Raw genomic sequence first — 26,716 nt, forward strand, 5'->3', positions numbered from 1 at the left:
CGCCGGGATGTCAGGTCGCCCGATGCCGATGCCGATGCCGATCGCCGTTCTCCGGCAGGTGTTCCTCTGCCCAGACGATCTTGCCGTCGGTCGTGTAGCGAGTGCCCCAGCGGTGGGCCAGTTGCGCCACGAGGAAGAGGCCGCGGCCGTCTTCGTCGGTGGTCCGTGCGTGGCGCATGCGTGGTGAGCTGCTGCTGGCGTCGGAGACTTCGCAGATGAGGGCGTCCTGCCGGATCAGGCGCAGCCGGAGGTGTCCGTTGCCGTAGCGGATGGCGTTGGTCACGAGCTCGCTGACGATCAGCTCGAAGGTGAAGGTCAGGTCGTCCAGTCCCCAGGCGGCGAGACGGTCGGCGGTCAGGGAGCGGGCGTCCGCGACGACCGACGGGTGGGAGGCCAGGTTCCAGGTGGCCACTTGGTCCTCGTAGAGGGCGTGGGTGCGGGCCAGGAGCAGTGCGACGTCGTCGTCGGGACGGCCGGTGAGGACGTCGTTCAGGACGGTTCCGCAGAGTTCGTCGAGCTGGGCGCCGGGGGAGGCCAGCGCGGTACGCAGCCGGGAAAGACCCAGTCCCATGTCCTGGTCGCGCGTCTCTATCAGGCCGTCGGTGTACAGGGCGAGGACGCTGCCGTCGACGATGTCGACCTCGGCGGATTCGAAGGGCAGGGCACCCAGGCCGAGCGGAGGCCCGGCAGGCAGGTCGGGGAAGGTCACCGAGCCGTCCGGGGTGATGACGGCGGCGGGGGGATGGCCGGCGCGGGACATGGTGCACGTGCGGGTGACCGGGTCATATACGGCGTACAGGCAGGTGGCGCCGAGCGCGGCGGGGGTCAGTGACGGGTCGGCGGCCTGCTCCTCGTCGATCAGACGCAGTACCAGGTCGTCGAGGTGGGCCAGCAACTCGTCCGGAGGCAGGTCCATGTCCGCCAGGGTGCGGACGGTGGTGCGGAGCCGTCCCATGGTGGCCGCGGCGTCGATCCCGTGGCCCACGACGTCTCCGACGACCATGGCCACCCGGGCGCCGGACAGGGGTATCACGTCGCACCAGTCGCCGCCCGCGCCGTCGGAGGCATGGGCGGGCAGGTAGCGCCAGGCGACATCGAGGGTGCTGCCGCCGGTGAGACTGCGCGGGAGCAGGCTGCGCTGCAGGGCCAGGGCGGTGCTGTGCTGCCGGGTGTAGCGGCGGGCGTTGTCGATGCTCACCGCCGCGCGGGCCACGACCTCGTCCGCGAGCAGCAGGTCGTCCTGCTCGAAGGGGTCGCGCAGCTGCCAGCGGATGAATCTGACGACGCCCAGGACATCGCCGAGGGTGCGGATCGGGACGAGTATGAGGGAGCAGAAACCGAACTCCCGGATTTTCGCGGTCCGGGCCGGGTCGGTGGCGAACCAGCTGCTGGTAGACGCGCCCGGCATGGCCTCCAGGCGGGAGCGCCCGTCCTGCATGCACTGCATTTCGGGTGAGTCGGGATGGAAGCTGACGGCCTGCCCGGTCGCCGCGACCGACTCGGGAACACCTTCGTGGATCGACTGCTGGCCCGCACGTCGCAGCTGCGGCGCATGGAGGGGAGTCCCGGGACGCGGTGTGTCGCCGCGTATCACCGATTCCAGGAGGTCGACGGCGACGAAGTCGGCCAGTCGCGGCACGCTGATGTCGGCCAGGGTCTGCGCGGTGTGCATGACGTCCAAGGTGCTGCTGGTCTGTGCCCCGACCTCGTTCAGCAGGGCGAGCCGTTCCCGGGCCCGCCAGCGGTCGGTGACGTCGAGGACGATGAAGGAGACGCCCAGTACCCGGTTCGCGGCGTCGTGGAGCCGGAAGATGGAGAGTGAGTAGGCGTGCGGCCGGTGTGGATGCGCCTCGGTGCCGCCTCGCAGCAGGTGGTCGACCAGGGGCCGGCCGGTATCGAGCACCTCCCGCGTACGCGACTCGATCCCCTGGGCATCCAGCGTGAGGTCCAAGAGCGGCAGCACGTCCCGCAGCCGCTTGCCCAGCCGCTGGTCACGGGGGAGACCCCCGAGCTGTTCCAGAGCCTCGTTGACCCAGACGAAGCGCAGGTCCCGGTCCAGCACGGCCATACCCGCCGGGGAGAGGGCGAGGATCCGCTCCAGCATCGGCGGGTTCGCATGCCACCACTCGTCCCGCGGCCCCGGGCCACGGCCGGCTGCATCTGTGCTGTCGGAGGTATCGCTGTCGGAGGTTTCCATGTGCACTACACCGTCGTCTGTGGGAGCAGCACCTGACCCGCCCGGGCGCCCTGGGGCTTCCAGGTCGCGTCAGACGCTCCTGACTCCAGGGTCTCACCGGCCTGCGGAGTCGTCGCACTGTCGGCTGCTGCCGGCGTTCCGCGCCGGCGACCGGCGCCGGCATCCTGTGCCGGCGTCCTGCGCTCACCAGCGCCCGTGCGCCGGCGGGGGCCGCAGGGGTTCCCGGCCCTGGCCCGAGCCCGAGGCGCACCACGGGCACGGACCCGGCCCGCAGCAAGCCTCACGCCTCACGCCTTCCCGCCCCGGCGCCCGGCCCGCGGCAGCGTGAGCGTCGCGCCTGCCGTCAGTACGAGTCCGGCCGCCGCGAGCAGCATGCTCCACCGCATTCCGGCCAGGAACGTGTCCGCCCCCGCCAGCAGTGCTCCGAAGACCGCCACCGCGATCGCTCCGCCGACCTGGCGGCCGGTGTTGAGCACGGCGGATGCGGTGCCTGCCCGGTCCGCGGGTACCGCGTCGAGCAGCATGGCGGTCAATGCCGGCACGGCCAGTGCCCCGCCGAGGCCGACCGGCACCATCAGCGCCGCCACCGCCCACACGTCGGTGTGCGCACCGACCCCGAGCAGCGCCAGCAGCCCGGCCGTCCCGACCAGTTGTCCTGCCACCATCGGCACCCGCGGGCCGAACCGCGCCGCCAGCTTCGCCGAGGCCAGGTTCACCACCGCGACCAGGGCGGTTGGTAGAGGTGCGCCCCCGGCGTGTTGACGGACGGGTTCTGCCCGCGCAGCCCTGCGTCGCCCCACGCCATCCTGTGTCGCCCCACCTGGCCCCGGACCGTCACTGAGGGGCGAAGTCCGTTCCTCGAGAGACCTTCTCCCACACGGCGAGCTCGGCCCGCACCGAGTCCAGGTGCCCCACGAGAAAGTCCACCGCGTCGCCGCCGAGGGCGAGCCGCAGCGGGGTCTCCTCGGCATCCAGGGCCAGCCGGATCGCCGCTGCGGCCTTGGCCGGGTCCCCGGGCTGGGTGCCGTCGCCGTCCTGCAGCAGCTTCCGGGTGGCGCCGACCTTTTCCGCGTACGCGGGATGCTCCTGGGAGAAGTAGGCCGCGCCCTTGCCGAACAGGTTGGTGCGGAACGCGCCGGGCTCCACGATCAGCACCTTGATGCCGAACGGCGCCACCTCGTCGGCCAGGCCCTCCGACAGCTGCTCCAGCGCCGCCTTGGTCGCGCTGTACGCGGAGAACCCGGCGAAGGACAGCTGCCCGCCGAAACTGCTGATGTTCACGATCGATCCGCTGCCCCGCTCCCGCATCTGCGGCAGCAGCGCCCGCGTCAGCCGCGCCGGGCCGAAGACGTGCAGTTCGAACAGGTCGCGCAGCTCCCGGTCGGTGGTCTCCTCGAAGGCCCCGACCTGGGTGCGCCCGGCGTTGTTCACCAGCACGTCCACCCGGCCGTAGCGTGCCAGGACGTCAGCGGCCACCGCGTCGATCCGCTCGCCGTCGGTAACGTCCAGGCTGATGGCCTCCACCCGGTCGGGGTGCGCGGTGACCAGGTCGGCCAGTGCCTCGGTCCGCCGGGCCGTGCCGATCACCGTGTCACCGGCGGCGATCGCGGCCTCGGCGATGGCCCGCCCGAAACCGCTGCTCGCCCCGGTGACCAGCCAGACTTTGCCGTTCTCGGTCATCTCTTCGTCTCCTTGGCCAACTGCTGTGCGGGAGCTGCCCGCCGACAGCTCCCATCCTTCGCCGGGATTCGGGACCACGTCCAAGACCTGTTGTGATAGCCATGAGTTATGGATGTCCACGGGCGCGACCTGCGCTACTTCGCGGCAGTCGCCGAGGAGTTGAACTTCACCCGGGCAGCCGAGCGGCTGTTCGTCTCCCAGCCCGCGCTCAGCAAGCAGATAAGGATGCTGGAGAAGCAGGTCGGCGCGCGTCTGTTCCATCGGGACCGGCGGGTGGTGCGGTTGACCCTGGTGGGGGAGGCCCTGCTGCCGCACGTCCACGGGATGCTGGCCGCGTGGGAGGCAGCCGAGACGGCGGTGGAGGAGGCGAGGGCCGCCGAGCTGCACACCCTGGTGATCGGCATGTCCACCAGCCCGGGCCGCGGGCTGCTGCCCGCACTGCGCACCCGGCTGGTCTCCCGGCATCCGCACGCACGACCCGTCCTGCGACAGGTCAACTGGGCGGATCCCACCGCCGGGTTGGCGGACGGAACCAGCGATGTCGCCTTCGTCTGGCTGCCGCTGCCGGACGGCGACCGCTACCGGCATGCGGTGGTGGCTCAGGAGCCACGCCTTGTGGCACTGCCGCAGGGGCACCCCCTGGCGGCGCGGGCCGCAGCCGACGGCGAGGGGGAGGTGGACTTCACCGCTCTCCTCGACGAGCCGTTCCTCGCCCTCCCCTCCGAGGCCGGCCCGCTGCGGGACTACTGGCTGGCCCTGGACGCCCGGGAGGGGCGCCCACCGCTGATAGGCGGGGTGGTGGGCAGCGCCGAGGAGACCTACGAGGCGGTCGCCAACGGCCAGGGCGTGGCACTTCTGGCCACCGGCAACGCCCCGCTGGTCGTCCGGGACGGGGTGATCGCCGTGCCGGTCCGGGGCATCTCCCCCTCCCGCCTGGCGGTAGCCGCCCGCCGGGACGACGAGCGGCCCTTGGTGGTGGCCTACCTGGACGCCGCGGCAAAGGCGGGAGGCGCATCCTGAACGGAGCCGTCCCCGTAGCGCATGGAGTGAAGGTCCGGCGCACGTCGAGGGAAGTCAACTCTCGCCGTGGCTGCAAGGGATGATGACGTGGCGGGCTATTTGATGCCCTGCGCCCGGGCGTTGGCCAGCAACGCCTTCAGCCCGTTGAGGTCGTACCCGGTGAGGTGGCCCATGCTGGTGGCCGCCTTGTAGCCGCCGTTGGGGCTGCACATGATCGGCATGTTGCCGTAACTGGTGGCCACGCACTTGTAGTCGATCAGCTTGCCGGCCTTGTCAGCGGTGTTCGGGTGATCGAGGCCGAGTGCGTGCAGCGGCTCGTGGACCAGCGTGTTGCGCAGTATGTGCACCGGGATGGGGAAGCCGGTCCAGTACTCGGAGTCGATGGCGACGATGCCGCCGATGCCAACGCCCTTCGGGGGATTGGGGCAGGGCATGCCCTGACTGAATCCGGCACGACCCAACGGGCGGTACAGCTCGGTGATCTGCACGTGATACGCGGGCCCGCACTTGGCCGGGTTGACCGGCTCCACACCGCCGACCTTCAGGTGGACACCGGCCGCGTTGATCTGGGCGACGGCGGGGGCGAGGAGTGGGGTGTACCGCTTTCGCATCGTCTCGGTGGCGAAGGTGAGGGTGTACGTCTTGCTGGGGCTGAGGCTGGTAACACCGAGCTGGCTGGTGAGCTTCCAACCGACGCCGGACGTGGTGATCGTCGCCGCCTGGGTGGGGGAGGCGGTGAGAGCACAGGCGGTCAGCGCAACAACTGCGGAACTGGCAAGAATTCTGCGCATACGGATGCTCCTTATGTAGTTGTGGGGGGAATGTGGCGGTCCTTACGCGAGTCAGACTCACCAGGCGGCCTGGTAGTTGCACGCAACTGCACCGCTTACGCCGCCCTTTGATCAGCCGTGAGTCGTACCTCAGGTGGCGGCGTCGCTCACTCTCGGAGTTGGTGGTGCGTTGTCCTGTGCGCGGCATCAGGGAGCGCTGAGGGTCGCAGGGACTGAGTGCTGCCGTCGGCCTCTGAAATGGCAGCATGCCGTCTCATGACGGACGACGACGGCACCAGCAGGTTTCAGGAGGCCAGACGGGCCTCATCGTCAAGGTCCCGGATGCCGAACTGGTCGTCCGCGCATGGCGTGAACGGTTCGATCCATCCGCCCTGGCAGGAGTGCCAGCCCACATCACGGTGCCCTTTCCGTTCCTCGGCGAGAGTCGGATAGATGAAATTGTCTGCGCGGCTCTCGCTGACGTGCTCGGCAGCAACATGCCTTCGACCTGCGGTTTGAGAACTGCGGGCGGTTTCCGGGGGTGCTGTATCTCGCCCCTGAGCCAGAACTGGAGTTGCGGCGGCTCACATAGGTGATAGCTGATCACTGGCCCGGGACCCCTCCCTATGGCGGTCAGTTCACCGAGATCGTGCCCCACCTGACTGTCGCTGATGGTCAGGACGACGCAGTTCTGGATGAGATCGAGGCCGGCCTGCTCAGCAAACACCCCTTCACGTCCAGAGTCTCGTCAGTTGACCTCATGGTGCATGACGGCGCGAAGTGGCAGGAGGGGGACTCGTTCGCGCTCCTTGAATGAATAAGCCGTGGGCCATACTGGTCCGCCGCACGGGCGGCGGACCGCAGCCGGGAGCTTGTGTCCGCGGAGTTGGACCGAGCCGACGCCGCTCCTGCGGAATGTGTCGTCACCGGTCTGCGGTGCGGAGCAGGGGGAGGGGTCGCTCACGAGTTCTGTTTGAGGCGTATCGGACGATTCTCCCGCGGTATTTGCCTGCCCCGTTCGTGACCGGCGTTCTACCGTACGCATATGCCACGCTACCCAACGTGGTCAGACGAGGAGGAAATCTGTGTCATCGTCCTGCGACCCCAGCTACGCTCCCGCCGGCGATGTGGGGGCAGCGCTCATGGTGATCGACTCCCGGCTCAAAGCCATCTACGACGGCACGACTGAGACCGACCCCGAACAGCAGGAACTGATCGACCAGTTCACCGCCTCCCTGAGCCCCAAGGGAGCTGGTGACGTGTTGGACGGTGCGTGCACGCTCATCTACATGTTCATGAACTGGCTGCGGATGGCCTACGAGGACCACGACAAGGACGTCATCGAGTGCGTGGTGCCCCAACTCGTCGCCACGATGCGCATGATGCCCAGGAGCGTCCGTCCCGAGGCCATCCCCACCATGGCTGGGCTGGTCATCGCGGCAGGGACGGGCCTGAGCCCCAGCCTGTGGCGCAAGCAGTACGGAAAATGGACCGCGAAGGAGATGAACCCACTGGAGGCCACGGCCTTCCTGCTCGCCGAGCACATCAACCGGCTCACCGACGACCGGGACTTCGCCACCCGCATGATCGCCGAAGCTCTGTCCAACGCCATCCAGGACTGACATACCGCCAAAGGTTTCAGACCCCCCGTATGTCCCGGCGGGTCCCGTACTCCGGCCGGGAACGCCGTCGGTCCGGCGTTCCCACCGTCGGCCGGAGAGGGGAGCGTTGTGCTTGCCCTGCCGTGGGGTGTCGCGATGAGCATTCGCATTGGCCAGCCGCGGAGTTGTCTGGCATCGGAGACTCGTACGCACGGTCGCCCACCGCCGCCCCGTCTCGCCGCCGACGGTGATCTGTTCCCCGTGGCCGTGGCCGCGGGCGGTCGGGGCCTCCCCGTTCCATCCACTGCGCGAGGGCCGCCAAGCCGCGCGGGAACGCCGGCTTCTCCCTTGCCCTGGGTTGAGCTCGTTCGCGTGGCCTCGCCTCAAGCCGTCCATGATTCACACAAGGACAGCGTGGAATCGCACCGCCTGCGGCACGGTCACGTGTTGACCCGGAGGGTCAGCCCTTCATAGCCGCCCAGAACTCCTCGAAGGACATCTGGCGGTCGCCGTCGGTGTCGAGCGAGTCGATCAGCTCCTGGGCCTGCGCCTCGGTGATCTGCGCGCCTTCCAGCTCCGCCACGACCTTGCGGTATTCATCTGCGGTGACCAGGCCGTCGCCGTCGATGTCGTAGCGCTCGAAGACCTTCCGCGCCGCCGTCTCCATGATGTCTGCCATGTGTTCCGTCCTTCTACGATCTTTCGCTGACGGGCCCAGATTATCCGGCCGCGGAAGGCCTGCCGGAGCCGGTCCCTGCCGCGTGCTCCTGTCTACTCCGGGACCACATGGCGTGCTCGGCGGCGCCGCCGGCGGCGGGACAGTACATCTAGGGCGGGGGAGTGGCCAGCCGAATTCTGCAGGAGGCCCGGAGGCTGTGGTGGGGGCCGGCTGCTGCCGGTCCTGTTCGGCTTGGGCACGAACACTGGTGTGTGCCGGCGGCGCTGCGCTGGCACGGTCTCGTCCGAGGCCTCGACCGCGAGGATGCCCTGTGCCTCCTCGTAGAGCTGTTTTCGGGCGGCGGTCAGCTCCATGCTGCGGGTGGTCCGTACGAGCAGAGTGCACTCCAGGTCCCGCTTGAAGACCCTGACCTGACGGCTGAGAACCGTCTGGGTGATGTAGAGCTGTTCCGCCGCCCGGCCGAAGGGGCGGTGCTCGGACACCGCGACGAAGTAGGGGGAGCTTGCACAGGTCGAGATCCATGCCATCGAGGTATCAATGGCCAGGAAGAGGTATTGGACGCCGCAGGTGACGCGCGCCGAGACTCGAAACATGATCGTCATCACCACTCCCACCGGCCAGATCGGCAGCCGGCTCCTGGACATCCTGCTCAACGAGGCCCCCACTCGCGATGAAGAGCTGCGCGTCATCATGCGCGACCCCGGAAAACTCCCCGCCGCGGCCCGCGCCCGCGTCGATATCGTCACCGGCTCCCACGGCGATGCAGCGGTCGTTGACCGGGCCTTCACCGGCGCGGACGCCGTCTTCTGGCTCGTCCCGTCAAACTCGCGGGCACCGAGCCTGGACGCGGTGTACTCCGGGTTCACTCGCGCCGCCGCAGAGGCGTTCAAGACCCACGGCGTGGGACACGTCGTCGGCGTCTCGGCGCTCGGCCGCGGCACCCCGCTCGCCCACCGCGCCGGGCATGTCACAGCGTCGCTGGCCATGGACGACCTCATCGCGACTACAGGCGTGGCTTATCGGGCGCTCGCGAACCCGAGCTTCATGGACAACCTGCTATGGCAGGTGGCGCCGATCCGCGACCACGATGTGTTCACCGGCACCGTCACTGCTGACCGCAAAGCACCGACGGCTGCGACCCGGGACATCGCCGCGGCCGCCGCCGACCTGCTACTCGACCGTACGTGGACGGGCACGGGCGAGGTCCCGGTGCTGGGCCCCGAGGACCTTTCGGCGAACGACATGGCGCGCACCATCTCCGACGTGCTCGGCCGTCCGGTCCGCTACGAGCGGCAGTCGCTCGACGACTTCCGCAACGCACTCACCGGACACGGAACCGGGAACGCGATCGTCGAAGGTTACGTGGACATGATGCGTGCCAAGGACGACGGCCTCGACGACGGCGTGCAGCGCACCCCTGGGACCGCGAGCCCGACAACCTTCCGCGAATGGTGTGAAGAGGTCCTGAAGCCGGCGGTCCTGGCATGAGACCAAGACCGCACGCCTCGTAGGGGCGTCCCGCCCCTTCGGGCCCGGCCTCGCCACCGAGTACACGCACCGCGGCCCGCCTCCGGCAGCGCCGGGTCGTCGATCGCGGCGGTGGGGAGGACGGGCCGCTTCGCGCACCGGCGGGCGGGCGGGGCCGGTCCGCGCCGGTTCGGCAACGAGCATCCATCCCCATGTCGTCAACGAGATCCGGTAAATCCGCGTGGAGGACTTCGCGACGCCCGCGCCGCTGAGTGCCGCTCGACCGCCGCGGTGTACGACGACGGCGGGGGACAGGGGCCCCACCCGGCGCGGCAGCCAAAGCGCGCACCCGCTCCCGAGTTCGGTCTCTGGTCTGATCGACACGCCCGCTCTTCCAGCGCAGCCAGCAGTAAATGCGCATACTCCGCCTGCCTGCTGCCAGACCCTTATTGCTCCGGATGAATCCAGGTCCGGGCGAGTTCCGCGACCCAGGCGGTCGCCGCGTCGGGAGCGGGCGGGGGCGCGCCGACGACGACGAGTTCGGTGACGCTCGCCGCACCGAGTGCGGGCAGGTGCTCGGGGAGGCCGTCGCTCAGCGCGACGGCGACCGTGAGCTCGTCAAAAGCGCGACCGTGGCGGGCGCACTCATCGGCGAGAACCGCGAGGTGTGCCGGGACGTCGGCCACCGGGACGTTGAAGCCGTACCAGCCATCGGCGAGCGTGGCCGCGCGGCGCAAGGCGGCGTTGCTGTTGCCGCCGACCACGACCGGGAGCCGGCCGCCGCGCAGTGGCTTCGGGTTGACCCGGATCGCCTCGAAGCGGATGAACTCCCCTGCGAAGGAGGCCGGGTCCTCGGACCACAGGGCGCGCATCGCGGCCAGGTACTCTTCGGTGCGTCGCCCGCGCTGGGCGAAGGGGACTCCCAGCGCTGCGAATTCCTCGGCCGACCAGCCGACCCCGACCCCGAGGCTGAACCGCCCGGCGCACAGCACGTCGAGTGTGGCCGCCTGTTTGGCGACGAGGACAGGGTGGTGCTCGGGCAGCAGGAGTACGCCGGAGGCGAGCTCGATCCGGCTGGTGACCGCCGCCGCGAAGGCCAGGGCGAGCAGCGGGTCCAGCCAGTCCGCGTCCGCTGGCACGGCGATCCGGCCGTCCGCGGAGTAGGGGTAGCGCGAGGCGGGCGTGTCCACGAGCACCACGTGCTCGCCACACCACAGCCGCGCGAAGCCGTATGCCTCCGCGGCTGTGGCCACGGCACGGATCACCTCGGGACGGGCACCGTCACCGATACCGAGCGCATGCAACCCCACTCGCATTCTCCACCTCCGGGCAGCACCATAAGCGCGAAGCGCGGACGCGCCCGGGCGACATGGCGCGCTGCCCGAAAGGACGGGTGAGGTCGCTCACGAGGCGGTTGAACGCCCCGCACCCGGGCGGTGGTGCCGGGCCTGGGCGAGGGTGCCGCCGGCGAGCAGGGACTCGTGATCGGGGTGGGCGAAGATGCCCAGGAGAGACTGGCGGGGAGCAGCGGGGAGCAGCGGGGAGCAGCGGGGAGTGGTGGGTCCGCGGTGGGTCCGCGGTGGTGGTGCCTTCCCGTCGAACGCGGTGGTGGGTGGCCGCCGGGCTAACCGCGGCCGGGCCTTCCGTAGGGCTGGAAGTGGGCGGGCGGGTGGTCCAGCGGGAGGGCAGGTTGCCAGGCTGTCAGGCACTGGGCGCTCGGTACGAACAGTGGTTGGGGCAGCGCGGAAAGGGGCCAGAACCGCCAGGATCCGATGGCCTCCTCGCGCTGTTGAGGGACGCCGGACCACCGGGTGATCCGGACGGGCACCGTCAGCCGTACGACGCCGCCCACCCGGTCAAGGAGGGTGCCCAGTACCTGCGCGTCCTCGGGATCGGCCACCAGGCCGGCCTCTTCGTGGAGCTCACGGACCGCAGTCTCGGCGAAGGTTTCGCCTGGCTCGACGGTCCCGCCGGCCAGCTCCCACGTACGGCGCCGATGCCGGCCGAGCAGGACACCGTCCGGGCCGTGCACGATCACGCCGACCCCCAGCGCGGTGTTCGGCGGGGGCGGTGCGCTGGTGCGGGGGCGGCTCGGCACGCGCTCCGGGCGGCGGGCCGTGTACAGCCGGTAGGAGACGCGGTTGTCCGGCTTCGGGGAGTCGATCGCGGTGACCTCCTCCAGGGTGAGGCCGTGCTGGACCAACAGGTCCTCCCACAGTTGCGGCGTGAGGACCCACATGCTCACGGGGTGATCCTCGGTGGTACCGGGCAACCGCAGGATCTCGGGGCGCGGGGTCATCTCGGCCGAGGGTCCGGTGCCGTGGGAGTTGGTGTGCAGCGCGGAGAAGAGCAGGCGCCCGCCCGGTTTGAGGCCGTTGGCGAGGGCGGGCAGGAGCCGGTCGGGGTCCAGGAACGGCACCGAGCCGACGGAGTAGATCAGGTCGTACGGGTCGGCCGCCTGCAGGTGGGCCACGGCGTCGGCGCACACCAGGTGCAGGCCACGGGTGTCCGGGTAGCGGGTGAGGGCTCGCTGGTGCTGGGCGGGGGAGGCGTCCACGGCGGTGACCTCGGCGCCCAGGCCGGCCAGCTTCGCGGCGTGCCGGCCCAGGCCACTGCCGAGGTCGAGGACACGCAGTCCCGCCACCTCACCCAGGGCGTTGATGCCGGGGCCGGTGTCCGGGATTCCCCAGTCCCACCGGTCCAGCTCAGGCAGTTCAAGTCCCCTGGTCAGCTGGTGTGTGCCGTAGGTGTTCCAGATCTCGACGGTGTCCTTCTCGGTGGTCACCAATTCCTCCATCGAAAAGCGGAGCGGTCAGGGGCGCAGGGCGTAGCAGCGGAGCACGTCGAGGTCGGCGGTCCGGACGGATGACCAGCCCGAGGTGACGGCCTTGGCCTCGGCGGGGTGGAGCAGTCGATGCCGGTGGTGCGGTAACCCAGCTCGTGGCGGAGGTGACGGGCCAGGGTGCCGTCGCCGCATCCGACGTCGAGGTCCGGGCGCCCGCGCCCGGGAGCGAGACGTTCGTCCATCAGCCGCGTCTCGTGGCCGTCGAGCTGCCGGTACCGGCGGCCCTCGGCCCACAGCGGTTCCCAGTAGGCGGTGGTCGCGGTCGTGGTCATGAGGATCCTTCACGGGCGGGCGGCACGGCGGGGCGCGCGGGCGGGGCGGGCATGTCCCGCACAGCACGGACAGGGGAGGCGAGCAGGAGGACAACGGGGACGACCTGGAGGACCGCCCCGAAAGCGAGGGTGCTGTGGACCCCGACGTACAGGACCAGGGCGCCGGCGGCTGCGGCGGCGAGGGGGCGGACGCCGGCGGTCACCGTGGTGCTCGCGGCCTGCATGCGGCCCTGGAAGCGGGGCTCGCACAGGATCTGCCTGAGAGTCCGCTGGCTCGTCCCGGAGGCCGTGGCCCAGAACAGCTGAACGGCCAGCGCCGAAGCAAGGGCGATCTGCCAGCGGAGACCGGGCCCGGCGAGCAGGAGGGGCACCTGTGCCGGCGGGCTGACCGCGAACCCGATGGTGATCGTCGGCCCGACGCCGATACGGGAGACGATCCTCGGCGCGAGGAGCGCCCCGGCCAGGCTGCCGATGCCGCCGAGTCCCATGATCACGCCGAACGCCGTCGGGGACACGCGCAGTTCGGCGAGCAGGTAATACGCCCAGTACGTATTCATGATCGCCAGACCGAAGCTGAGCGTGGACAGCGCCGCGATCACCGTGCGGATCGTCGGCTGCCCCACCACGTAACGCAGGCCCTCACCGATGTCCCGCGCGAGGCCGTGGCGGCTCTCGGGCGGCACGACGACCGGCTCGGGGGTGCGGATGCGCCACACGAGAAGGGCCGAGACGAGGTAGGACAGGACATCGGCGAGGACCGAGCGGGCGGCGCCGATGGCACCGACCAGCGCAGCGCCCGCGTTGCTGCCCGCGCTGTCGGCCACCGAAGAGGCCGCGCCGAGCCTGGAGTTCGCGCGCTGCAGTTGGTGAGTTTCGACGAGTACGGGCAAGTAGCTGATGGCCGCCGCATCGTGCACGATCTTGACGGCCCCCAGGACGACGGCGATCACGTACAGCTGGCCGATGCTGAGCATCCCGGCGAAGGCGGCGGCCGGGATGGTCGCGAGGACTCCGGCCGCGGTGAGGTCCGCGGCGATCATCTGCGGGCGCCTGGGATACCGGTCCGAAAGCGCGCCGGCCGGGAGCGCCACGACCGCGTTCGGTAGCTGTCCGAGGAAGGCGAGTGCGGCGATCTGGGTGGTGGAGGCGTGGAGCTCCAGCACGGCCAGCGTAGGAAGGGCGACGGTGCTGACCGCCGATCCGGACAGGCTCGCGCACTCGCTGCCGACGAGGCGGCGCAGATCCGGGGAGGCGCGCTTCGGGGCCTTGGCCGTCTGGACGAAGTCCGTCATCCAGCCTCACCACCCAGCCGGGCGATCCGGTCCAGGACGGCTGGGATCTTCCCGCGCATGCGCCGGAAGGACACTTCGGCGAGCGGATTGACGGAGTGTGGCCCGCTGTGGCTGATCTCCGCTGGTGGCGGCGGAGGAGGAGGCGCAGAGGTCTGTTGTTCGTTCGTGGCGGCCGTGGTCAACGTGGGCCCCCTTGACGGTCGTCCAACGTGGTCGTGAGGTTCAACGACCTGGCCGGGACATCGAACACATGTGTTTCGGTCGGTCCCGGAACCCCGAGATAGAGCGGGTGGGGGCGTGTGGAGGATGCATGCATCCGCCTGCTGCAACAGGTGTGCGGAGACGGGTGGTTGGCCGAAACGCCGCCAGGCGGCCGGGCGAACCGGAGGAGGTCGCCGAGGCGATCGACTGGCTGCTGTCACCCGCCGCGTCCTACGTCAACGGGGCCACCCTCACCGTCGATGGCGGGGTGGCCACGGTCGGCGTCGGCGGCGCAGCCTTCGACCACCGGATCGAGCCGCGCACCCCGCGCCCGTAGCGGATCACCGGACAAGTCCGTCCCGCAGGGCCCGTGGCGGGGCTGGAACTCATGGCGGGGCCAGGGCCCAGGAAAGGTTGTAGGGGGCATCGCGCCGCCCCCGACGTTTGCCGGTAGCGGCGGGCTGCTGGTCGCTGGTTCGCTCCGGCTCTGCCCGATCCGGCAGCTTGACGAGCGGCGAGGCGGTGCACGCCTGGCTCCGGAGGCATCCCGGCGGGGCGGTGGTCGGCGAGGTGTCGTTTTCCTCGGCGAGGTGCCGGCTGTGTGGGGACTCCTCGCAGGAGTCTCGGCCATGGGCGGTCACCGCTGAGCAGTGGTACTCGCCCCGTCGAGTGCTTCCCGGATGAGGTCCGCGTGTCCGGCATGCTGGGCTGTCTCCCTGATCAGGTGCAGCAGGATCCGGCGTGCGGACCAGTGGACGGTTTCTGGCGGGGACCACGGAGTTTTGGGTAGGGGCACACTCAAGTTCCTCAAACGCGCTCCCGGCAGGCCGAGCAGATGGTTCGGCCTGCCGGCCACCTCGCTCTCGGCTGCGCGGGCGGCGGCTTTTAACAGGCAGTTCTTGCCGGTGGTGAACGTGGCTACCAAGGCCTGCAGGACGCCAACTGACCCCCGTGGAAGCGCATCCAGCCGGAGAAGCGCGGTCCGTGGCCGAGAAGCGGCGTCGGCCCGGTGACGAAATGAACGTCAAACTTAGGTGAGGCTAGCCTTATCTGGTGCAGGGGGTGTCGCGGAACACGATCAAGGAGTGCGCATGGGAAACCTCAGCGGAAAGGTCGCACTGGTCACCGGCAGCAGCCGGGGCATCGGGCGAGGCATCGCCGAACGCCTGGCCCGGGACGGCGCCCTGGTCGCCGTGCATTACGGCAGTAACGAGGCGGCGGCCGAGGAGACCGCCGCAGCCATCGCCGAGGCCGGCGGCCGGGCCTTCCTCGTGGGCGCCCAACTGGGCGTTCCTGGCGACGTGGACACGCTCATGGCCGGCCTGGAGGCCGGACTGCGCGCACACGGAGAACCGGCGGTCGACATCCTCGTGCACAACGCGGGGCTCAACCTCATGGGGCGACCGATCGAAGTTCTCACCCCTGAGGAGTTCGACCAGATGGTGGCGGTCAACATCAAGGCGCCGTTCTTCCTCACCCAGCGGCTGCTGCCACGACTGCGCGACGGTGGCCGGATCATCAACATCTCGTCCGTCTCCACCCGTATCGCCTCCGCCCACGGCATCGGCTATCCGCTCACCAAGGGCGCGCTCGAAGTCTTCAGCCACACCCTGGCCAAGCACCTCGGCCCCCGCGCCATCACCGTGAATTCCGTCATCGTCGGATTCACCCGCACCGACATGACCGCCGCGGCGCTGGCCGACCCCGCGAACCTTGAGCGCAACATCAACCTGACCGCCCTCGGACGGATCGGCCAGATTCCGGATATCGCCGACGCGGTCGCCTTCCTGGCCTCCGATGACGCTCGCTGGATCACCGGCGCCAAGATCGACGTCACCGGCGGCGTCAACCTGTAGCGACCACAAGGTGAAGGCCGCACCCGAGGTCAGGGAAGACTTCGGATGAGTGGTCACGCGCGGTGGGCCGTTCGACAGGAAGCAGTAACCCGCCGAGCCCCGATGGGCTTCGTTCACGTCACACTGCAGCCGTATGGCTACCTGTGCTCGTAAGAAGAGGGCAGTCGTGCGAGTGGTGGGGATCAGTGGGCCTTGTCAGCCGGCCGATGGGGTGAGGCTGGTGCGGTCGAACGGGCCACCGTGCGCGGCGGCATACGCGATGGCGTCGTTGACAGCATCGAGGCCGAACGACCGGACTCGTTCGGGGGCGAGATCCAGAGTGCTCGAGGTGAGGAGTCGGATGATGCCGACATTGGCTGTGCGCGGGTACATCCACTGCCCGCGCACGGTGATCGAGTTGCGCATGATCCATGGGTACGGGAGTGCGAGGTCGTCGCCACCGAGCATGCCGACGCCGCCCATGAGGACGACGCGGCCGTACTCGCGCACGGTCATGGCCGCCGCGCGCGTCGCCGAGCTGGGTGAGCTCGGCGGGGGCAAGTCGAAACTCCTCGCCCCCGCGGCCGCGCATAACGGCCGCCCGGCGAGGTAGGCCTCGGCTGTCGCACGGATACAGGAGCGAGAAGGAACATTGGCGTCACCTCTCGGTCGATGGGCAGTGGCAAGGCGGACTACTGATCAGCAAGCCGGCGCGGCAGAGCGCGATGTCACACGAGGTCCTCCTCGACGGGTGTCGAGGGGCGGCGGGCAGCAGGCAGCGCTGTGGCCGCTGTGGCGGAGAGCCCGAACTGAGCTGCTTGAGCGATGTACATGCCGCGGTAAACGCCGTCCTGGTGCGCCATGAGTTCGGGGTGCGTGCCCTCTTCGACGACGCGTCCCTGTTCGAGGACGTAGATCCGGTCGGCGTTCGCGGTCGCGGCGAGGCGGTGGGTCACAAGGACGACGGCGTGGCCCTGCCCGGCGAGGGACCACAGGCCTTCGAACGCGGCGATCTCCGCGTGCGGGTCGAGAGCGGAGGTGGGCTCGTCGACGAGCAGGAACGGCGCCCGGCGGTACAAACTCCGAGCGGTGCCGACCTTTTGCCACTGGCCGCCGGAGAGCTGGACTCCGCGCTCGTAGCCTTTGAAGACGATCGAGTCCCATCCGTGGGGGAGGCTTTCGATGAGCGGGAGCACGTGGGCGTCCTGCGCCGCCTCACGGATCCGGCCCATGTCACGGGGGCGGTCGCCGGCGCCGATCGCCACGTTCGCGGCCGCGGTCATCTCCCACCGCGGGAAGTCCTGCGCGAGGAGTCCCACCGAGGCGAAGATGTCGCAGCGGCGCGCCTCGCGCAGTTCGAGCCGGGCGCCGTCGTCGCTCTCCCACCACACCTGCCCCTCGGCGGGGAGCAGCAGGCCGGCCAGTACCTTCGTGAGGGTCGTCTTGCCGGAGCCGTTCGCCCCCACCAGGGCCGTCACCTCGCCCCGGCACACTGTCACGCTCGCCCCCTTCAGCGCGGGGCTGCCGGCCCCTGGATAGGTGAACGAGACATCCTGCACGCGCACGCGGTCCACGGCGGGCGGCAGTGCTGTGCCTGCCGGCGGGATCGCGTGTTCCGCGGCCACCTCGATGGCGGTTTCGGTGTCCGTGAGGAACAGCAACTCCTCGTAGAGCCGGTTGACTTGCTGGACGAGCGAGGTCAGGCGGGCAGTGGAGGTGCGGATGGCGATGACGGCTGTCCCGCCTACGGCGAGCGGCAGGCCGCCGCTCGTCAGCAGCCACCACAGCAGCCCGTAGCAGGACAGCGAGGCAAGACCGGCGAATGCGCCGGCGACCAGGTCGGTGGCCGCTTGCGCTCGGGCCAGCCTGCGCTGTTCGGCCTCCGTCTGACGGGACATCTCCTCGTATCCGGCCAGCAGTTTCCTCCCGGCCGCGTGCACGCGGATCTCTCCGGCGGCATGGGGGCGCGTCAGGTATGCCAGCAGCGAGGCGATGGCTCGCCGGTGATCGACCCAGTGCCGGCGCGAGACGTACTCGCGGCGAGCTGAGCGCACGGCGCCCCAGCCTTTGGGCAGGGCGATTGCCAGCAACATCGGCAACAGCGTCCAGTGCAGTGCCGCCAGGACGACCGCGGCGGCGATCATGGCGATGAGCACGTTGCCCACGCCCACCGACAGCCGCAGCATGCTCCGCGCCGAATCCGTCCCGAACTTCCCTGCCTCCAGTTGCCGTTGCACCTCCGGCCGCTCGGTAGCCTCCAGCTCGACGCCGGTCACCGCCGCGTAGTACCGGCCGGACACCGCCCGCTCCACCTGAGGCTCCAGCCGGCCCGACATCGCCGTGGACCATGCCGACAGCAGCGCCGCCACCACTGCGGTTGCCCCCAGCACGAGCAGGGACGGCAGGGCGTCGCGCAGCTTGTCCCCGGTCGGGCCGTTCGCGAACAGCTCGGTGAGGGCGCCGTTGACCGCGACCAGCCCCCAGGCGGACGTCACTCCCTGCCCGAGCTGAGCCACGACCACCCCGGCCAGCGCCCGCCGGTCCGCTTGCCGGCCGGTGCGCAGCACCATGCCCATCATGCGTGGCAGGGCAGCCGCCATGTGCGCGAACGACAGCCGGGTCAGCGGGCCCTCGTGCTGTACGTAGGCCTGGTCGTAGCGGAGCCGGCCGCCATACAGCTCGCGTTCCGCATCCGAGACTTCCGCATCCGTGTCCTTGGCTCCTTTAGGCGGCTCGTTGGCCGGTCCGGGTTTCGTCAACATGACTCCCTGGGGGTGGTGACGGTGTTGCCGGGCTCAACGAGGTGCCCGCTGCTTTCGAACACATGTTTTTCGGTCGGTCTGGGGATGCGTGGATGGTCGGTCGCTTGAAGGTGTGCGGTGCCTGGAGTGTTGTCCCGCAAGGGCGGCCCGGGTGAACGAGGTTGGCCGAAACACGGTGTTTCCGTTGGTCGTGCGCTGGCGTCCCGCCGAGGCCCAGGTGGCGATGGGGTGGGCAGGGGCCAGGCTTTTCTGTCGTCCTGAAACGCCTCAGGTTCGCGCTTCGCAACCCCTTTTGAGGCCCTGGCGTCCCACTCCCTGACGGACAGCTGTCGATCACGCGGGAGGGCACGTGGCGAAGAAGGACCGGACCGCGGACGCGGCGGGGGAGAAGGACCGTGAAAAGTGGATGGCGCGCTTCCAGGTGCGGCTTGCTGTGCAGCCGGGTGTGGACCGGGCGGTCGTGCTCCAGGCGGTCAAGGACGTCACGGCGCACTGCGCGCATACGGGGGAGGACCCGCGTGCTGCCTTCGGCGATCCGGACGCCTGTGCCGTGCAGGCGGCCGCGGTCCTGGTGCCGGCGGACCGGGCGGCGCGCGCGAGGCGGCACGACGCCGTGGTGGACGCGCTCGGCTCCGTGCTGAAGAGGGCAGGGGAGGTGGCCGGTCTGTGACCGGTTGAAGCGACGCCCGTCATGGCCCGGCACACCGGTTCTGACAGGAATTTGTCCGTCGGGGCCCCGAGCGGCTGAGGCGGTTGGCGGAGCGCCGGAGCCGGTGGCAGCGATAGGGGCTGTGCGTACTGCTGCTGACAATGGGCAACGTGCTCATCGCCATGGCAGCATGCCGCGCCGGTGACCACCAGGGTGCTCTGCCCGGTCGGCGAACAGGTGACGCTTACCGTGCTTCGGCGCGGTGCTGCGATGAGCGATTGGTCGGCGTTGGGTGGCACCGCCAGAAGCACACCGCAAAGGAACTGTCCCCCTCAGGGAGAGACCCTGCGAGAACTGACCGCCGAAGACACCCAGGCCCTCACCCGCACTGGCACCGCCGACCGGCACGCCGAAGACGGAACCGCCGCGGCGTACACACTCGATGGGCAGCCAGACGGTGCCGAGCGGCTGCCTGGTCGCTTTGCACAGACCAGGCAGCGGCCGCGGTAGGAGGCTTGCGCGCCGGGTGGGCGGGCACGGTCAGGTCCGCGCATGTTCGGGTCAGTTGCTGGTGATGGAGGGGACGGCCGTGGGTGGGGGGCGGCTGTCGAAGAGGAAGAGCTGACCTGGGTCGTCTGAGCTGCAGGAAAGCTGGACCACGGGGGTCCATTCCGTCGGTGAGCTCCTGGGGACCGAGGCGCAGGTGCCGGTGTGGGCGGGGACAAGGCGGTAGCGGGCGCGGCCGGCGGGCTGGAGCTGAAAACGTTCGGCGCTTCCGCGGTGTCCGCAGTAGTCGTCCATCAGTTGCGCACCTGCGCGTGTGCTCCCGGCAGCCACGCCGAGGCAGCCGTAGCCGAAGACCGGGTGGAGGGAGCGGATCCGGTATACGCCGCCTTCGACCGGCTCCACGGAGTAGACCGGGACAGCTTTTGCGCAGGTGGCCTGGTAGACGCGGCCGCCGCCCTCCCCCTCCCGTTCGGACAGGCAGAGCGACGAGGCGGCGGACCGGATGCGGTAGACGCCCGGCCGGGGACCGGACAGCGCAGGGCGGGGTGTGGCGGAGGGGGAAGCCGCACCGGCGACATCTGCCGGGGCTGCTTCGTCCCCGGTGAGGCGCATGAGCGCCAGGGAGCCGCCGACCACGGCCAGCAGCGCCAAGGAGGCACCGCCGATGAGACGACCGCGTGCCGACCGTCTCGGGCCCGTACCCTTCCCCTCTTCGGGGGACGGTTCCCTCTCGTGAGGGTGGCTTGCGTCCGTGTCGCCCACCACCGCGGCGTCCTCGAGGGCGGTGGCGTGAGGTTCGCCGCGGGTCAGGTCGCGGCGGGCGGCCAGCCAGCGTTCGACGTCTTCAGGAGAGCCACCGCAGGCGCGGACGAATGCCTCCACGACCTCAGGGCGGGGAAGGGAACCGCGGCTGAGCGTACCGGCAAGGGTGCTGGCCGGGAGCACATCTCCGCGTCCTTCGGCGCGCACGGCCAGCTGCCGGTACGTCAGACCGGAACGGTCCTTCATGGCCCGCATCACCAGGACGAACTCCGTTGGTGTCCTGGCTCGCCGGGGATCGGGTGGCTGCTCCTCGGACATGTTCGCCCACCCCCTCTTTTCCGTCCTCGCGCGCTCGGAATACCGGACAGGCTCGCAAAGCGTGAATGGGACCCACAAGAGCAAATCGCGCTGTTCGGGCGCGGCGGCGGAGGTCGGGCGGGGAAGGTGGGCGAACGGCGCGCGTTCGGAACTGTTGGAACAGCGGGAAGGCGTTGATGAGCGAAACGCCGGCCTCGACGATAGGGCTTGCCGGAGACACGACCTCTGCTTCGTACACCGATACGAGGAGGTGAGTTCGCATGACATGACGCGTTCTGCGCAAGGCGGCCGTCACCGCGTCCGGTGCCCTCCTGCTGGGTGGCCTTGCCGTCGCCCCGGCGGTCGCGGCACCGTCGTCAGGCGTCAGCACCGTCGCGTCCGACCATGACTGCCACAAGGGCCGCAACCTGACGAACGGCTGGGGCCAGCGCAACGGGCGCGGCACCTACTACTGGCACGGGGAGGTGGACTGCACCCTGGGCGGGTGGGGGTCGAGCAGCACCCAGGCCGGGCGCGGCAAGACGTACGCCTACTGCAACTGGGCAACGTGGAGACCGTTCGCGCCGCCCTCGGCGCCGTGGTCTCGATCTGTTCTGCTGATCCGCCGCTACCGTCAGCGGCCTGCCCTGCGCTGTCAGCCCGCGGTCATGAGGCGGGCGAAGCGGCGACGGCCGTGCGGACGGCCACAGTCAGAGCCGGGTCCCCGGGACAGAAGCAGGATCCGGAGGTTCTGCGTGCTCACGCTGCGAATGTAATGGTTGAATGTATTTGACCCATGACCGCACCCTGGTGGACATGGCACGAATTTCAGATGTGCGGCCCGGATCGTGGTGGTGTCCCTCATGTGGGCTCTGCTCCGAGTCCTGCCGACCGGTATCAGAACACTTCACGTCCGAAGGAATGGTGCGGTACCTGTGGTGCACCACCAGTGGATGGATCATCACTTGCTCCGACTTCCAAGTGATCCAGGTGAGCGAGCGGAGCGGAGAACGCCGGACCGCGGCGCGTGGGGTTCGGTGACGCCTGAGAAGGTCATGTGAAGCAAAATCATTACGGCCGCCTTGGAGCGGTACTGTCCGCAGATTTGATCAATCTGCCCGAGATGAGCGCTACGAGCATCCGAAAGCTGCTCGAGAAGCACGAGATCCGGCGCGCAGAAATCACTGATGCCGATGTGGACTGCTTTGAGCGCTGGCGGCAGCAACTGGCACGGGCGTTTGGTTCCAGGAATGCGGATGAGCAGTGCTCAGCTGTGAACCACCTGTTGGTGGAGGCAACCATCCGCCCTTGGGTGACTACCCACGACGGCCTCCAGCCCCACCTGCACTTCGTGCCCGACTCGGCTGACGTACTCTCCCGGGTCAAGGCAGTCACCGCTGGTGGCCTCGCCTTCGTCCTGTGCTGGGAAGGAGGAGCACGGCTGGGGCGATGCATGCGCTCCGAGTGTTCCCGAGCCTATGTGGACACGTCCAGGAACGGGCAACGGCGATACTGCACAGCGCGCTGTGGAAACACCGAAGCAGTGATGCGGCACCGCTCCCGGCGCTCACGCCCAAAGCCCTGACCGACCGTCGACCATTTGGCCTTCAGCGGGCAACGTTGGGGCAAGTCCCTGCGGCCCCGATCTCGCTGGGCCGGGGCCACACTGCTGAATCACATCGCTCCTGAGCCCTGTGAAGCCCGTTCGCTGAGACTACTGTCACCGGCCGGGTCGCCCTGCGCCGACGGACCTTGATTATGACCACCCTCAGCCGCCTCCTCCGCGAGGACACCTGGGGCAACGGCTACGCCGCCGAAGCCGCCAGGCATGTCTCCAGTTCGCCTTCACCACCACGGTCGGCCTGGACCGCTTCGAGGCCATGCACCACCCCGCCAACCGGGCTTCCGGTCGCGTCCTGACCAAACCGGGACCAAAACCGGGTTCACCCGCACCGGCACATCCGACCGGTGCGCCGAGGGCGGAACCGCTGCTGTGCCGTATCAGGTGTACGTCTTGCAGAGCCTCATTCCGCCCGCGGAAAGGGTCGCACCCGAGGGCGGCTGAAGACGCCTCATCGTCGTCCGCTACGAAGCCACCGTGCTGGTCGCGGCCCTCAACGAGTAGCTGTGACCAGCGCGTTCACAACAGACCCTCGCCCATCTTTTCCGCTGGCCGTCGAGTGGCGGGCCTTTCGCGGCCCCAGGCGGCCAGTGGCTGGAGTGCGTCGTTGAGGCGCATGCCGTCCTCGGTCAGCGAGTATTCGACGCGGGGCGGTACCTCGTCGTAGGAGACGCGGTGCACGACGCCGTCCGCGGTCGACATCGACGGCTCGTCCGAGATCATGACCGTACGGCTGCGCGACATCGAGGGGAAGGCGCTCTACTCCGTGGGAATCGACCCGCAGCGCTGAGGAATCCGCAGGACCAGGAAGGCCGCAGGCTTTTCCGGGGCCCGTGGCCGGGACGGTGACTGCCGGCCCGGCCGCGGAGGACGGTGGGCCAAGACGCGCCACCCGGTGCCGCGCAGCGAGGCACCCCCTCGCCTGCCTGCGTGTAAGTGATCAGTCGCCGGTGTCCGATTGCCTTGGCCGCCCTCCGGGCGGCGCCGTAGACAACCGCTGGCGAAGGAACCTGACCAAGCCCTACCAGTCGAGATGCAGGAGAAGGAGTAGGGCTCCCACAGCCAGGATCGGAAGCCCAAGGGCACGGATGAACCCGGGCCGTGCCTTCAGTGTCGGAACGTACGGAGTCTCACGGCGCCCATGGCTCCACTGCATCTCGCGGCGCCGGTCAGCCGCCTTGCTCTGGACCTGCTCACCTATGCGCCGTATGAAACCGCCGAGGTCGAACAGCACGCCAGTGCCAGCCATCACAAACAGAACCGCAAGGCCAATAGCCATAGGGCCAGCCCATGAGTGGGCGAGTCCCGTCGGACTGGTGGCGGCCAGGGGAGTGACCGGACTACTCGGCTTCCTCCTGGCCGTCCGGCATAGGAGCCGGCGGCCCGGAACTTTCCTCTCCCTGGGGGTTCGGGCCGTTCCTCACTGGGTCCTCTTGCGGTCGAACCAGATCGTCGCAAACGTCGGCGCGAGCCCTGCCCAGAACAGTATCTGCGGCAACGTCCTTTCCACCCACGGTATTTGAGCGATCAGTAGTGCGCACAGCATGGCCCACGCCGCCTGGGCCAGTACGATGCGGGCCCACCGGCGGCGGCGTATCAGTGACCGCACATTGAGTTGGACGCCTGCGCGCCTGCGCCGGTAGCGCAGCAGGGCGCCGACGACCCAGAGGGCGGTCACCGGCACGAGGTACCACAGGCGCTGGCCTAGTGGCAGCGGCAATTCCCGCGCCACCTCGCCCTCACGGACGAACATGTCCAGATCCAGCATCGCCCCGGCGAAGCCGACACAGAGCAGGGCCGGCCACCGCACCCCGCGCAGCATGCGGTAGGTGGCTTGGTCGAGGCCGCGCTGCATCTCGGCGGAGTCCGGTGCGGCGGCGAGCCCGGTGGCGTAGAGGTCGGCGGCCTGGGTGGCCTTGACGCCCGGGGCGTTGGCGGCCTTCTGGGTCTGGCGAGCCAGGGCCTCCGCGTGGGTGGGGTCGAGCCGGAGGATGGCGTGGTCGAGCTGGTCGGCGAGGGTGGTGTTGAGCGAGAAGGTGGCGATCTGGTGGGCGATTTCGTGGGCGTAGATCTCCTCGGGGGCCAGCCGCAGCGCCTCCGCTGCCAGGTCGGTCGCCTCACGGAGGACATCGTCGCGCTCGTGGGGCGGGGGGAAGGTGGAGCCGTTCGCCTGGACGTAACGGACCAACGACATGCGGCACACGGCGTCCGCGAGCATCGCATAGCCGTACCAGTGGTGCGGGTCGGCCCGGACCGCTTCGCGCAGTACGGGCTCGGCCGCGCGCCATGCCCTGTCGGGTATGCGGGTCAGTGCCCTGGCGCGCAGGATGAGTGCGAAGAAGTCCTCGGGAGCCAGCTTGAGTGCCTCGTCAGCCGCGTGCAGGGCTTGTTCGGGCTGCTCCGTTTTCAGGTGGCAGTGGCCGATGTCGATCCAGGCACGCCGGTCGTCGGGGTGGTCGGCGAGGTGCTGCGCCAGCACGGCCCGGGCCTGCTCGTAGCGTGCAAAACCGAAGAGGGCCTGGGCTTGCTCGACGGCCGAGTTCAGTTCGGTCACAGCTTCCGCTTCTTCTTCAGGTAGGCCACCAGGTCGTCGTACATCCCGCCGTCGTTCGCGTACATCGCCACGTTGCGGGCGGCCGCGAACCACGGCTCCGTCGAGGGACCGATCTGCCCCGCCGCGGCCAGCAGGTCCTTCATCCCGATCAGGCGCACGGTGCCGGTCCGGGCCGAATCCAGCAGCGCCTGCTCGGCCGCGGCCTCGCACACATGGGCCAGGTCGGCGCCGGACAGGCCGTCGGTGGCCTTGACGAGCTTGCCGAGGTCGACGTTCTCGATGGGCCGATCCCGCAGGTGGTAGCGGAGAATCGCCTCCCGGGCCGGCCCGTCGGGTGGCAGCACCAGCAAGGTCCGGTCCAGCCGGCCGGGACGGCGCAGCGCGATGTCCACGTCCCAGGGCACATTGGTCGCGGCGAGCACGAACACGCCCTCGTTCGCCTCCGCCTCGACGCCGTCCAGCTCGGTCAGCAACTGGTTGACGGTGTTGCGCATCCCCGCGCTCTGGGTGCGGCTGCGCTTCCCGCCGAGCGCGTCCAGTTCGTCCAGGAAGACCACGCACGGGGCCTGGCGGCGGGCGGTCCGGAAGAGCTCGTGCATATTGCGCTCGGAGTTGCCCATCCACATGTCGAGCACGTCGTTGACCGACACGGACAGGAAGCTCGCCCCGAGCTCACCGGCGACCGCCCGGGCGATGAAGGTCTTGCCACAGCCCGGCGGCCCGTACAGCAGGAGACCGCCGCGAAGACTCTTGCCGTACAGGCGGCGCAGCTCCGGATTGCGCAACGGCGCCAGAAAGGCCGCCTCCAGCCGCTCCTTGACCTCCTGCATGCCGCCCACATCGGCGAGGCGGACGGCCCCGGGCCGCTCCACCTCCCAGGCGGTGGCACCCTCAGGGGCGCCGCTGCCGTCGACGGTCAGCGGCGCTTCCACGAAACGGGGCGGCACGACATCACCGACCTGGTCCTCGGCGGCCTTCCAGTTGAAGCCCGGTCCCGAGGCGGGGGTGGACGCAGGGGCCTGGCCGGCCGCGGGGTCCTGCGGCGGTTCGGCCACAGAGGCCGGAGGCCGGCCGGGAACGGGGATCTGCGGCGGCGAGGGAAGCGCGGTTTCGTCGGCGATGTCCGTCGGAGTACCTGCCAGGGCCCGGACCATCAACTCGCGTGCCCGGGCGTCACCGGGCGCGTGCTGCAAGGCCACGGAGACCTCCCCCACCGCGGCGTCACCGTGCCCCGCGGACAGCAGCAACTCGGCGAGGTGAAGCCGCAGCGGCACGTCATCGGGCGCCGCCGCAACGGCCCTGCGCATGCTCTGTACAAGGGGGGATTCCTCCGACATGACCCACACTTTACGGAGCCCATGTGGGTGACGTGCGGGCGCCCTTGGTGTGCCCGGCACTGGTTTGGCCGTGCTGCTGTCATGGGGAGGGCGTGTTCTCTCCGCGCACCAGGTGAGGCTGGTCAGGTTCGCTCGCCGGTGTGTGTCCGTTTGGCCGGCTGTGTTGTTGATCGGGTGTGTGGGGTGGGGGGTGGCCCGCGTCCGGTGTGATCTGGAGGACTTCGCGGCGGAGCTTCTCGCGGTACTCCCTGCAATGTTGCAGCCGCCGTCCATCCATCCGTGTCAGCCCGGCTTCGGCGGCTTCTGCGCGTCGAAAGCGAAGAGAGTGTTCTTGGCGGCGGCCACGATCACCGCACGCCCTGCAAGAG

At 69.7% G+C, this 26,716-nt stretch carries 21 protein-coding genes and 4 pseudogenes; 9 read left to right on the plus strand and 16 right to left on the minus strand.

Annotated features, from left to right (window positions below; translation table 11 throughout):
• Positions 1-10: 10 nt before the first annotated feature.
• From ABZ851_RS14255 to ABZ851_RS14265, 3 genes are all read right to left on the minus strand, one after another.
• A complete protein-coding gene (locus tag ABZ851_RS14255; protein WP_361126131.1) occupies positions 11-2,197 on the minus strand; it encodes a SpoIIE family protein phosphatase in 2,187 nt (728 codons plus the stop codon).
• 287 nt (positions 2,198-2,484) lie between these two features.
• Entirely contained in the window at positions 2,485-2,997 is a 513-nt protein-coding gene (locus ABZ851_RS14260; protein WP_361126134.1) for an MFS transporter, read from the minus strand.
• Positions 2,998-3,031: 34 nt separating this feature from the next.
• The gene (locus tag ABZ851_RS14265) at positions 3,032-3,877 is read right to left on the minus strand and encodes an oxidoreductase (RefSeq protein ID WP_361126137.1); all 846 of its coding nucleotides are present in this window, start codon (positions 3,875-3,877) and stop codon (positions 3,032-3,034) included.
• 108 nt (positions 3,878-3,985) lie between these two features.
• On the opposite strand from ABZ851_RS14265, the gene ABZ851_RS14270 reads away from it, so the two are divergent.
• Positions 3,986-4,897 (plus strand): LysR family transcriptional regulator, encoded by a 912-nt coding sequence (locus tag ABZ851_RS14270; protein ID WP_361126140.1) that lies wholly within the window; start codon positions 3,986-3,988, stop codon positions 4,895-4,897.
• A 95-nt stretch (positions 4,898-4,992) separates the two neighbouring features.
• On the opposite strand, the gene ABZ851_RS14275 is transcribed toward ABZ851_RS14270, so the two are convergent.
• On the minus strand, positions 4,993-5,688 hold the full coding sequence (locus tag ABZ851_RS14275; RefSeq protein ID WP_361126143.1) for a hypothetical protein: 696 nt from the start codon (positions 5,686-5,688) through the stop codon (positions 4,993-4,995).
• Positions 5,689-6,316: 628 nt separating this feature from the next.
• On the opposite strand from ABZ851_RS14275, the gene ABZ851_RS14280 reads away from it, so the two are divergent.
• Entirely contained in the window at positions 6,317-6,484 is a 168-nt protein-coding gene (locus tag ABZ851_RS14280) for a hypothetical protein (RefSeq protein WP_361126146.1), read from the plus strand.
• Positions 6,485-6,752: 268 nt separating this feature from the next.
• The gene (locus ABZ851_RS14285) at positions 6,753-7,289 is read left to right on the plus strand and encodes a hypothetical protein (RefSeq protein ID WP_361126150.1); all 537 of its coding nucleotides are present in this window, start codon (positions 6,753-6,755) and stop codon (positions 7,287-7,289) included.
• Positions 7,290-7,728: 439 nt separating this feature from the next.
• On the opposite strand, the gene ABZ851_RS14290 is transcribed toward ABZ851_RS14285, so the two are convergent.
• Positions 7,729-7,947 (minus strand): EF-hand domain-containing protein, encoded by a 219-nt coding sequence (locus tag ABZ851_RS14290; RefSeq protein WP_129298129.1) that lies wholly within the window; start codon positions 7,945-7,947, stop codon positions 7,729-7,731.
• Positions 7,948-8,039: 92 nt separating this feature from the next.
• Complete coding sequence (locus ABZ851_RS14295) at positions 8,040-8,549, minus strand: LysR family transcriptional regulator (protein WP_361126154.1); 510 nt, start codon at positions 8,547-8,549, stop codon at positions 8,040-8,042.
• Here ABZ851_RS14295 and ABZ851_RS14300 point away from each other — a divergent pair.
• Positions 8,539-9,435, plus strand: a complete 897-nt coding sequence (locus tag ABZ851_RS14300) for an NAD(P)H-binding protein (protein WP_361126157.1) — start codon at positions 8,539-8,541, stop codon at positions 9,433-9,435. The genes ABZ851_RS14295 and ABZ851_RS14300 overlap by 11 nt on opposite strands.
• A gap of 425 nt (positions 9,436-9,860) precedes the next feature.
• Here the strand turns inward: ABZ851_RS14300 and ABZ851_RS14305 are convergent, their stop codons facing one another.
• The 3 genes from ABZ851_RS14305 to ABZ851_RS14315 form a co-directional block, all read right to left on the minus strand.
• Entirely contained in the window at positions 9,861-10,730 is an 870-nt protein-coding gene (locus tag ABZ851_RS14305; protein WP_361126160.1) for a TIGR03619 family F420-dependent LLM class oxidoreductase, read from the minus strand.
• Between the two features lie 308 nt (positions 10,731-11,038).
• Positions 11,039-12,199: a bifunctional class I SAM-dependent methyltransferase/NUDIX hydrolase gene (locus ABZ851_RS14310; RefSeq protein ID WP_361126163.1), complete on the minus strand. Its 1,161-nt coding sequence runs from the start codon at positions 12,197-12,199 to the stop codon at positions 11,039-11,041.
• Between the two features lie 328 nt (positions 12,200-12,527).
• Complete coding sequence (locus tag ABZ851_RS14315) at positions 12,528-13,823, minus strand: MFS transporter (RefSeq protein ID WP_361126166.1); 1,296 nt, start codon at positions 13,821-13,823, stop codon at positions 12,528-12,530.
• A 370-nt stretch (positions 13,824-14,193) separates the two neighbouring features.
• On the opposite strand from ABZ851_RS14315, the pseudogene ABZ851_RS14320 reads away from it, so the two are divergent.
• Positions 14,194-14,361: pseudogene (locus ABZ851_RS14320) on the plus strand (SDR family oxidoreductase); the annotation flags it as partial.
• A gap of 300 nt (positions 14,362-14,661) precedes the next feature.
• On the opposite strand, the pseudogene ABZ851_RS14325 reads toward ABZ851_RS14320, so the two are convergent.
• Positions 14,662-14,823 (minus strand): annotated as a pseudogene (locus tag ABZ851_RS14325) (DUF664 domain-containing protein); the annotation flags it as partial.
• 292 nt (positions 14,824-15,115) lie between these two features.
• Between ABZ851_RS14325 and ABZ851_RS14330 the strand changes: the two are divergent.
• Positions 15,116-15,880, plus strand: a complete 765-nt coding sequence (locus tag ABZ851_RS14330; RefSeq protein ID WP_361126169.1) for an SDR family oxidoreductase — start codon at positions 15,116-15,118, stop codon at positions 15,878-15,880.
• 195 nt (positions 15,881-16,075) lie between these two features.
• On the opposite strand, the pseudogene ABZ851_RS14335 reads toward ABZ851_RS14330, so the two are convergent.
• Both ABZ851_RS14335 and ABZ851_RS14340 read right to left on the minus strand, forming a co-directional pair.
• A pseudogene (locus ABZ851_RS14335) lies at positions 16,076-16,423 on the minus strand (alcohol dehydrogenase); the annotation flags it as partial.
• A 164-nt stretch (positions 16,424-16,587) separates the two neighbouring features.
• Entirely contained in the window at positions 16,588-18,621 is a 2,034-nt protein-coding gene (locus ABZ851_RS14340) for an ABC transporter ATP-binding protein (protein ID WP_361126172.1), read from the minus strand.
• 349 nt (positions 18,622-18,970) lie between these two features.
• Here ABZ851_RS14340 and ABZ851_RS14345 point away from each other — a divergent pair, with 349 nt between their 5' ends.
• Entirely contained in the window at positions 18,971-19,291 is a 321-nt protein-coding gene (locus ABZ851_RS14345) for a hypothetical protein (protein ID WP_361126175.1), read from the plus strand.
• A 540-nt stretch (positions 19,292-19,831) separates the two neighbouring features.
• On the opposite strand, the gene ABZ851_RS14350 is transcribed toward ABZ851_RS14345, so the two are convergent.
• A complete protein-coding gene (locus ABZ851_RS14350) occupies positions 19,832-20,857 on the minus strand; it encodes an XRE family transcriptional regulator (protein WP_361126178.1) in 1,026 nt (341 codons plus the stop codon).
• A gap of 1,102 nt (positions 20,858-21,959) precedes the next feature.
• Here ABZ851_RS14350 and ABZ851_RS14355 point away from each other — a divergent pair.
• Positions 21,960-22,421, plus strand: a complete 462-nt coding sequence (locus tag ABZ851_RS14355; RefSeq protein ID WP_361126265.1) for a CGNR zinc finger domain-containing protein — start codon at positions 21,960-21,962, stop codon at positions 22,419-22,421.
• 555 nt (positions 22,422-22,976) lie between these two features.
• Here the strand turns inward: ABZ851_RS14355 and ABZ851_RS14360 are convergent.
• Positions 22,977-23,150: pseudogene (locus ABZ851_RS14360) on the minus strand (winged helix-turn-helix transcriptional regulator); the annotation flags it as partial.
• A 448-nt stretch (positions 23,151-23,598) separates the two neighbouring features.
• Here ABZ851_RS14360 and ABZ851_RS14365 point away from each other — a divergent pair.
• Positions 23,599-23,751 (plus strand): hypothetical protein, encoded by a 153-nt coding sequence (locus ABZ851_RS14365; protein ID WP_361126180.1) that lies wholly within the window; start codon positions 23,599-23,601, stop codon positions 23,749-23,751.
• Positions 23,752-23,877: 126 nt separating this feature from the next.
• Here the strand turns inward: ABZ851_RS14365 and ABZ851_RS14370 are convergent, their stop codons facing one another.
• On the minus strand, positions 23,878-25,011 hold the full coding sequence (locus ABZ851_RS14370) for a tetratricopeptide repeat protein (protein ID WP_361126183.1): 1,134 nt from the start codon (positions 25,009-25,011) through the stop codon (positions 23,878-23,880).
• Positions 25,008-26,348, minus strand: a complete 1,341-nt coding sequence (locus ABZ851_RS14375) for an AAA family ATPase (protein WP_361126186.1) — start codon at positions 26,346-26,348, stop codon at positions 25,008-25,010. Before ABZ851_RS14375 ends, ABZ851_RS14370 begins: the two co-directional genes overlap by 4 nt.
• Between the last annotated feature and the right edge of the window lie 368 nt (positions 26,349-26,716).

Source organism: Streptomyces sp. NPDC047049 (assembly GCF_040643995.1).
In the GTDB taxonomy this organism is placed as follows: domain Bacteria; phylum Actinomycetota; class Actinomycetes; order Streptomycetales; family Streptomycetaceae; genus Streptomyces; species Streptomyces mooreae.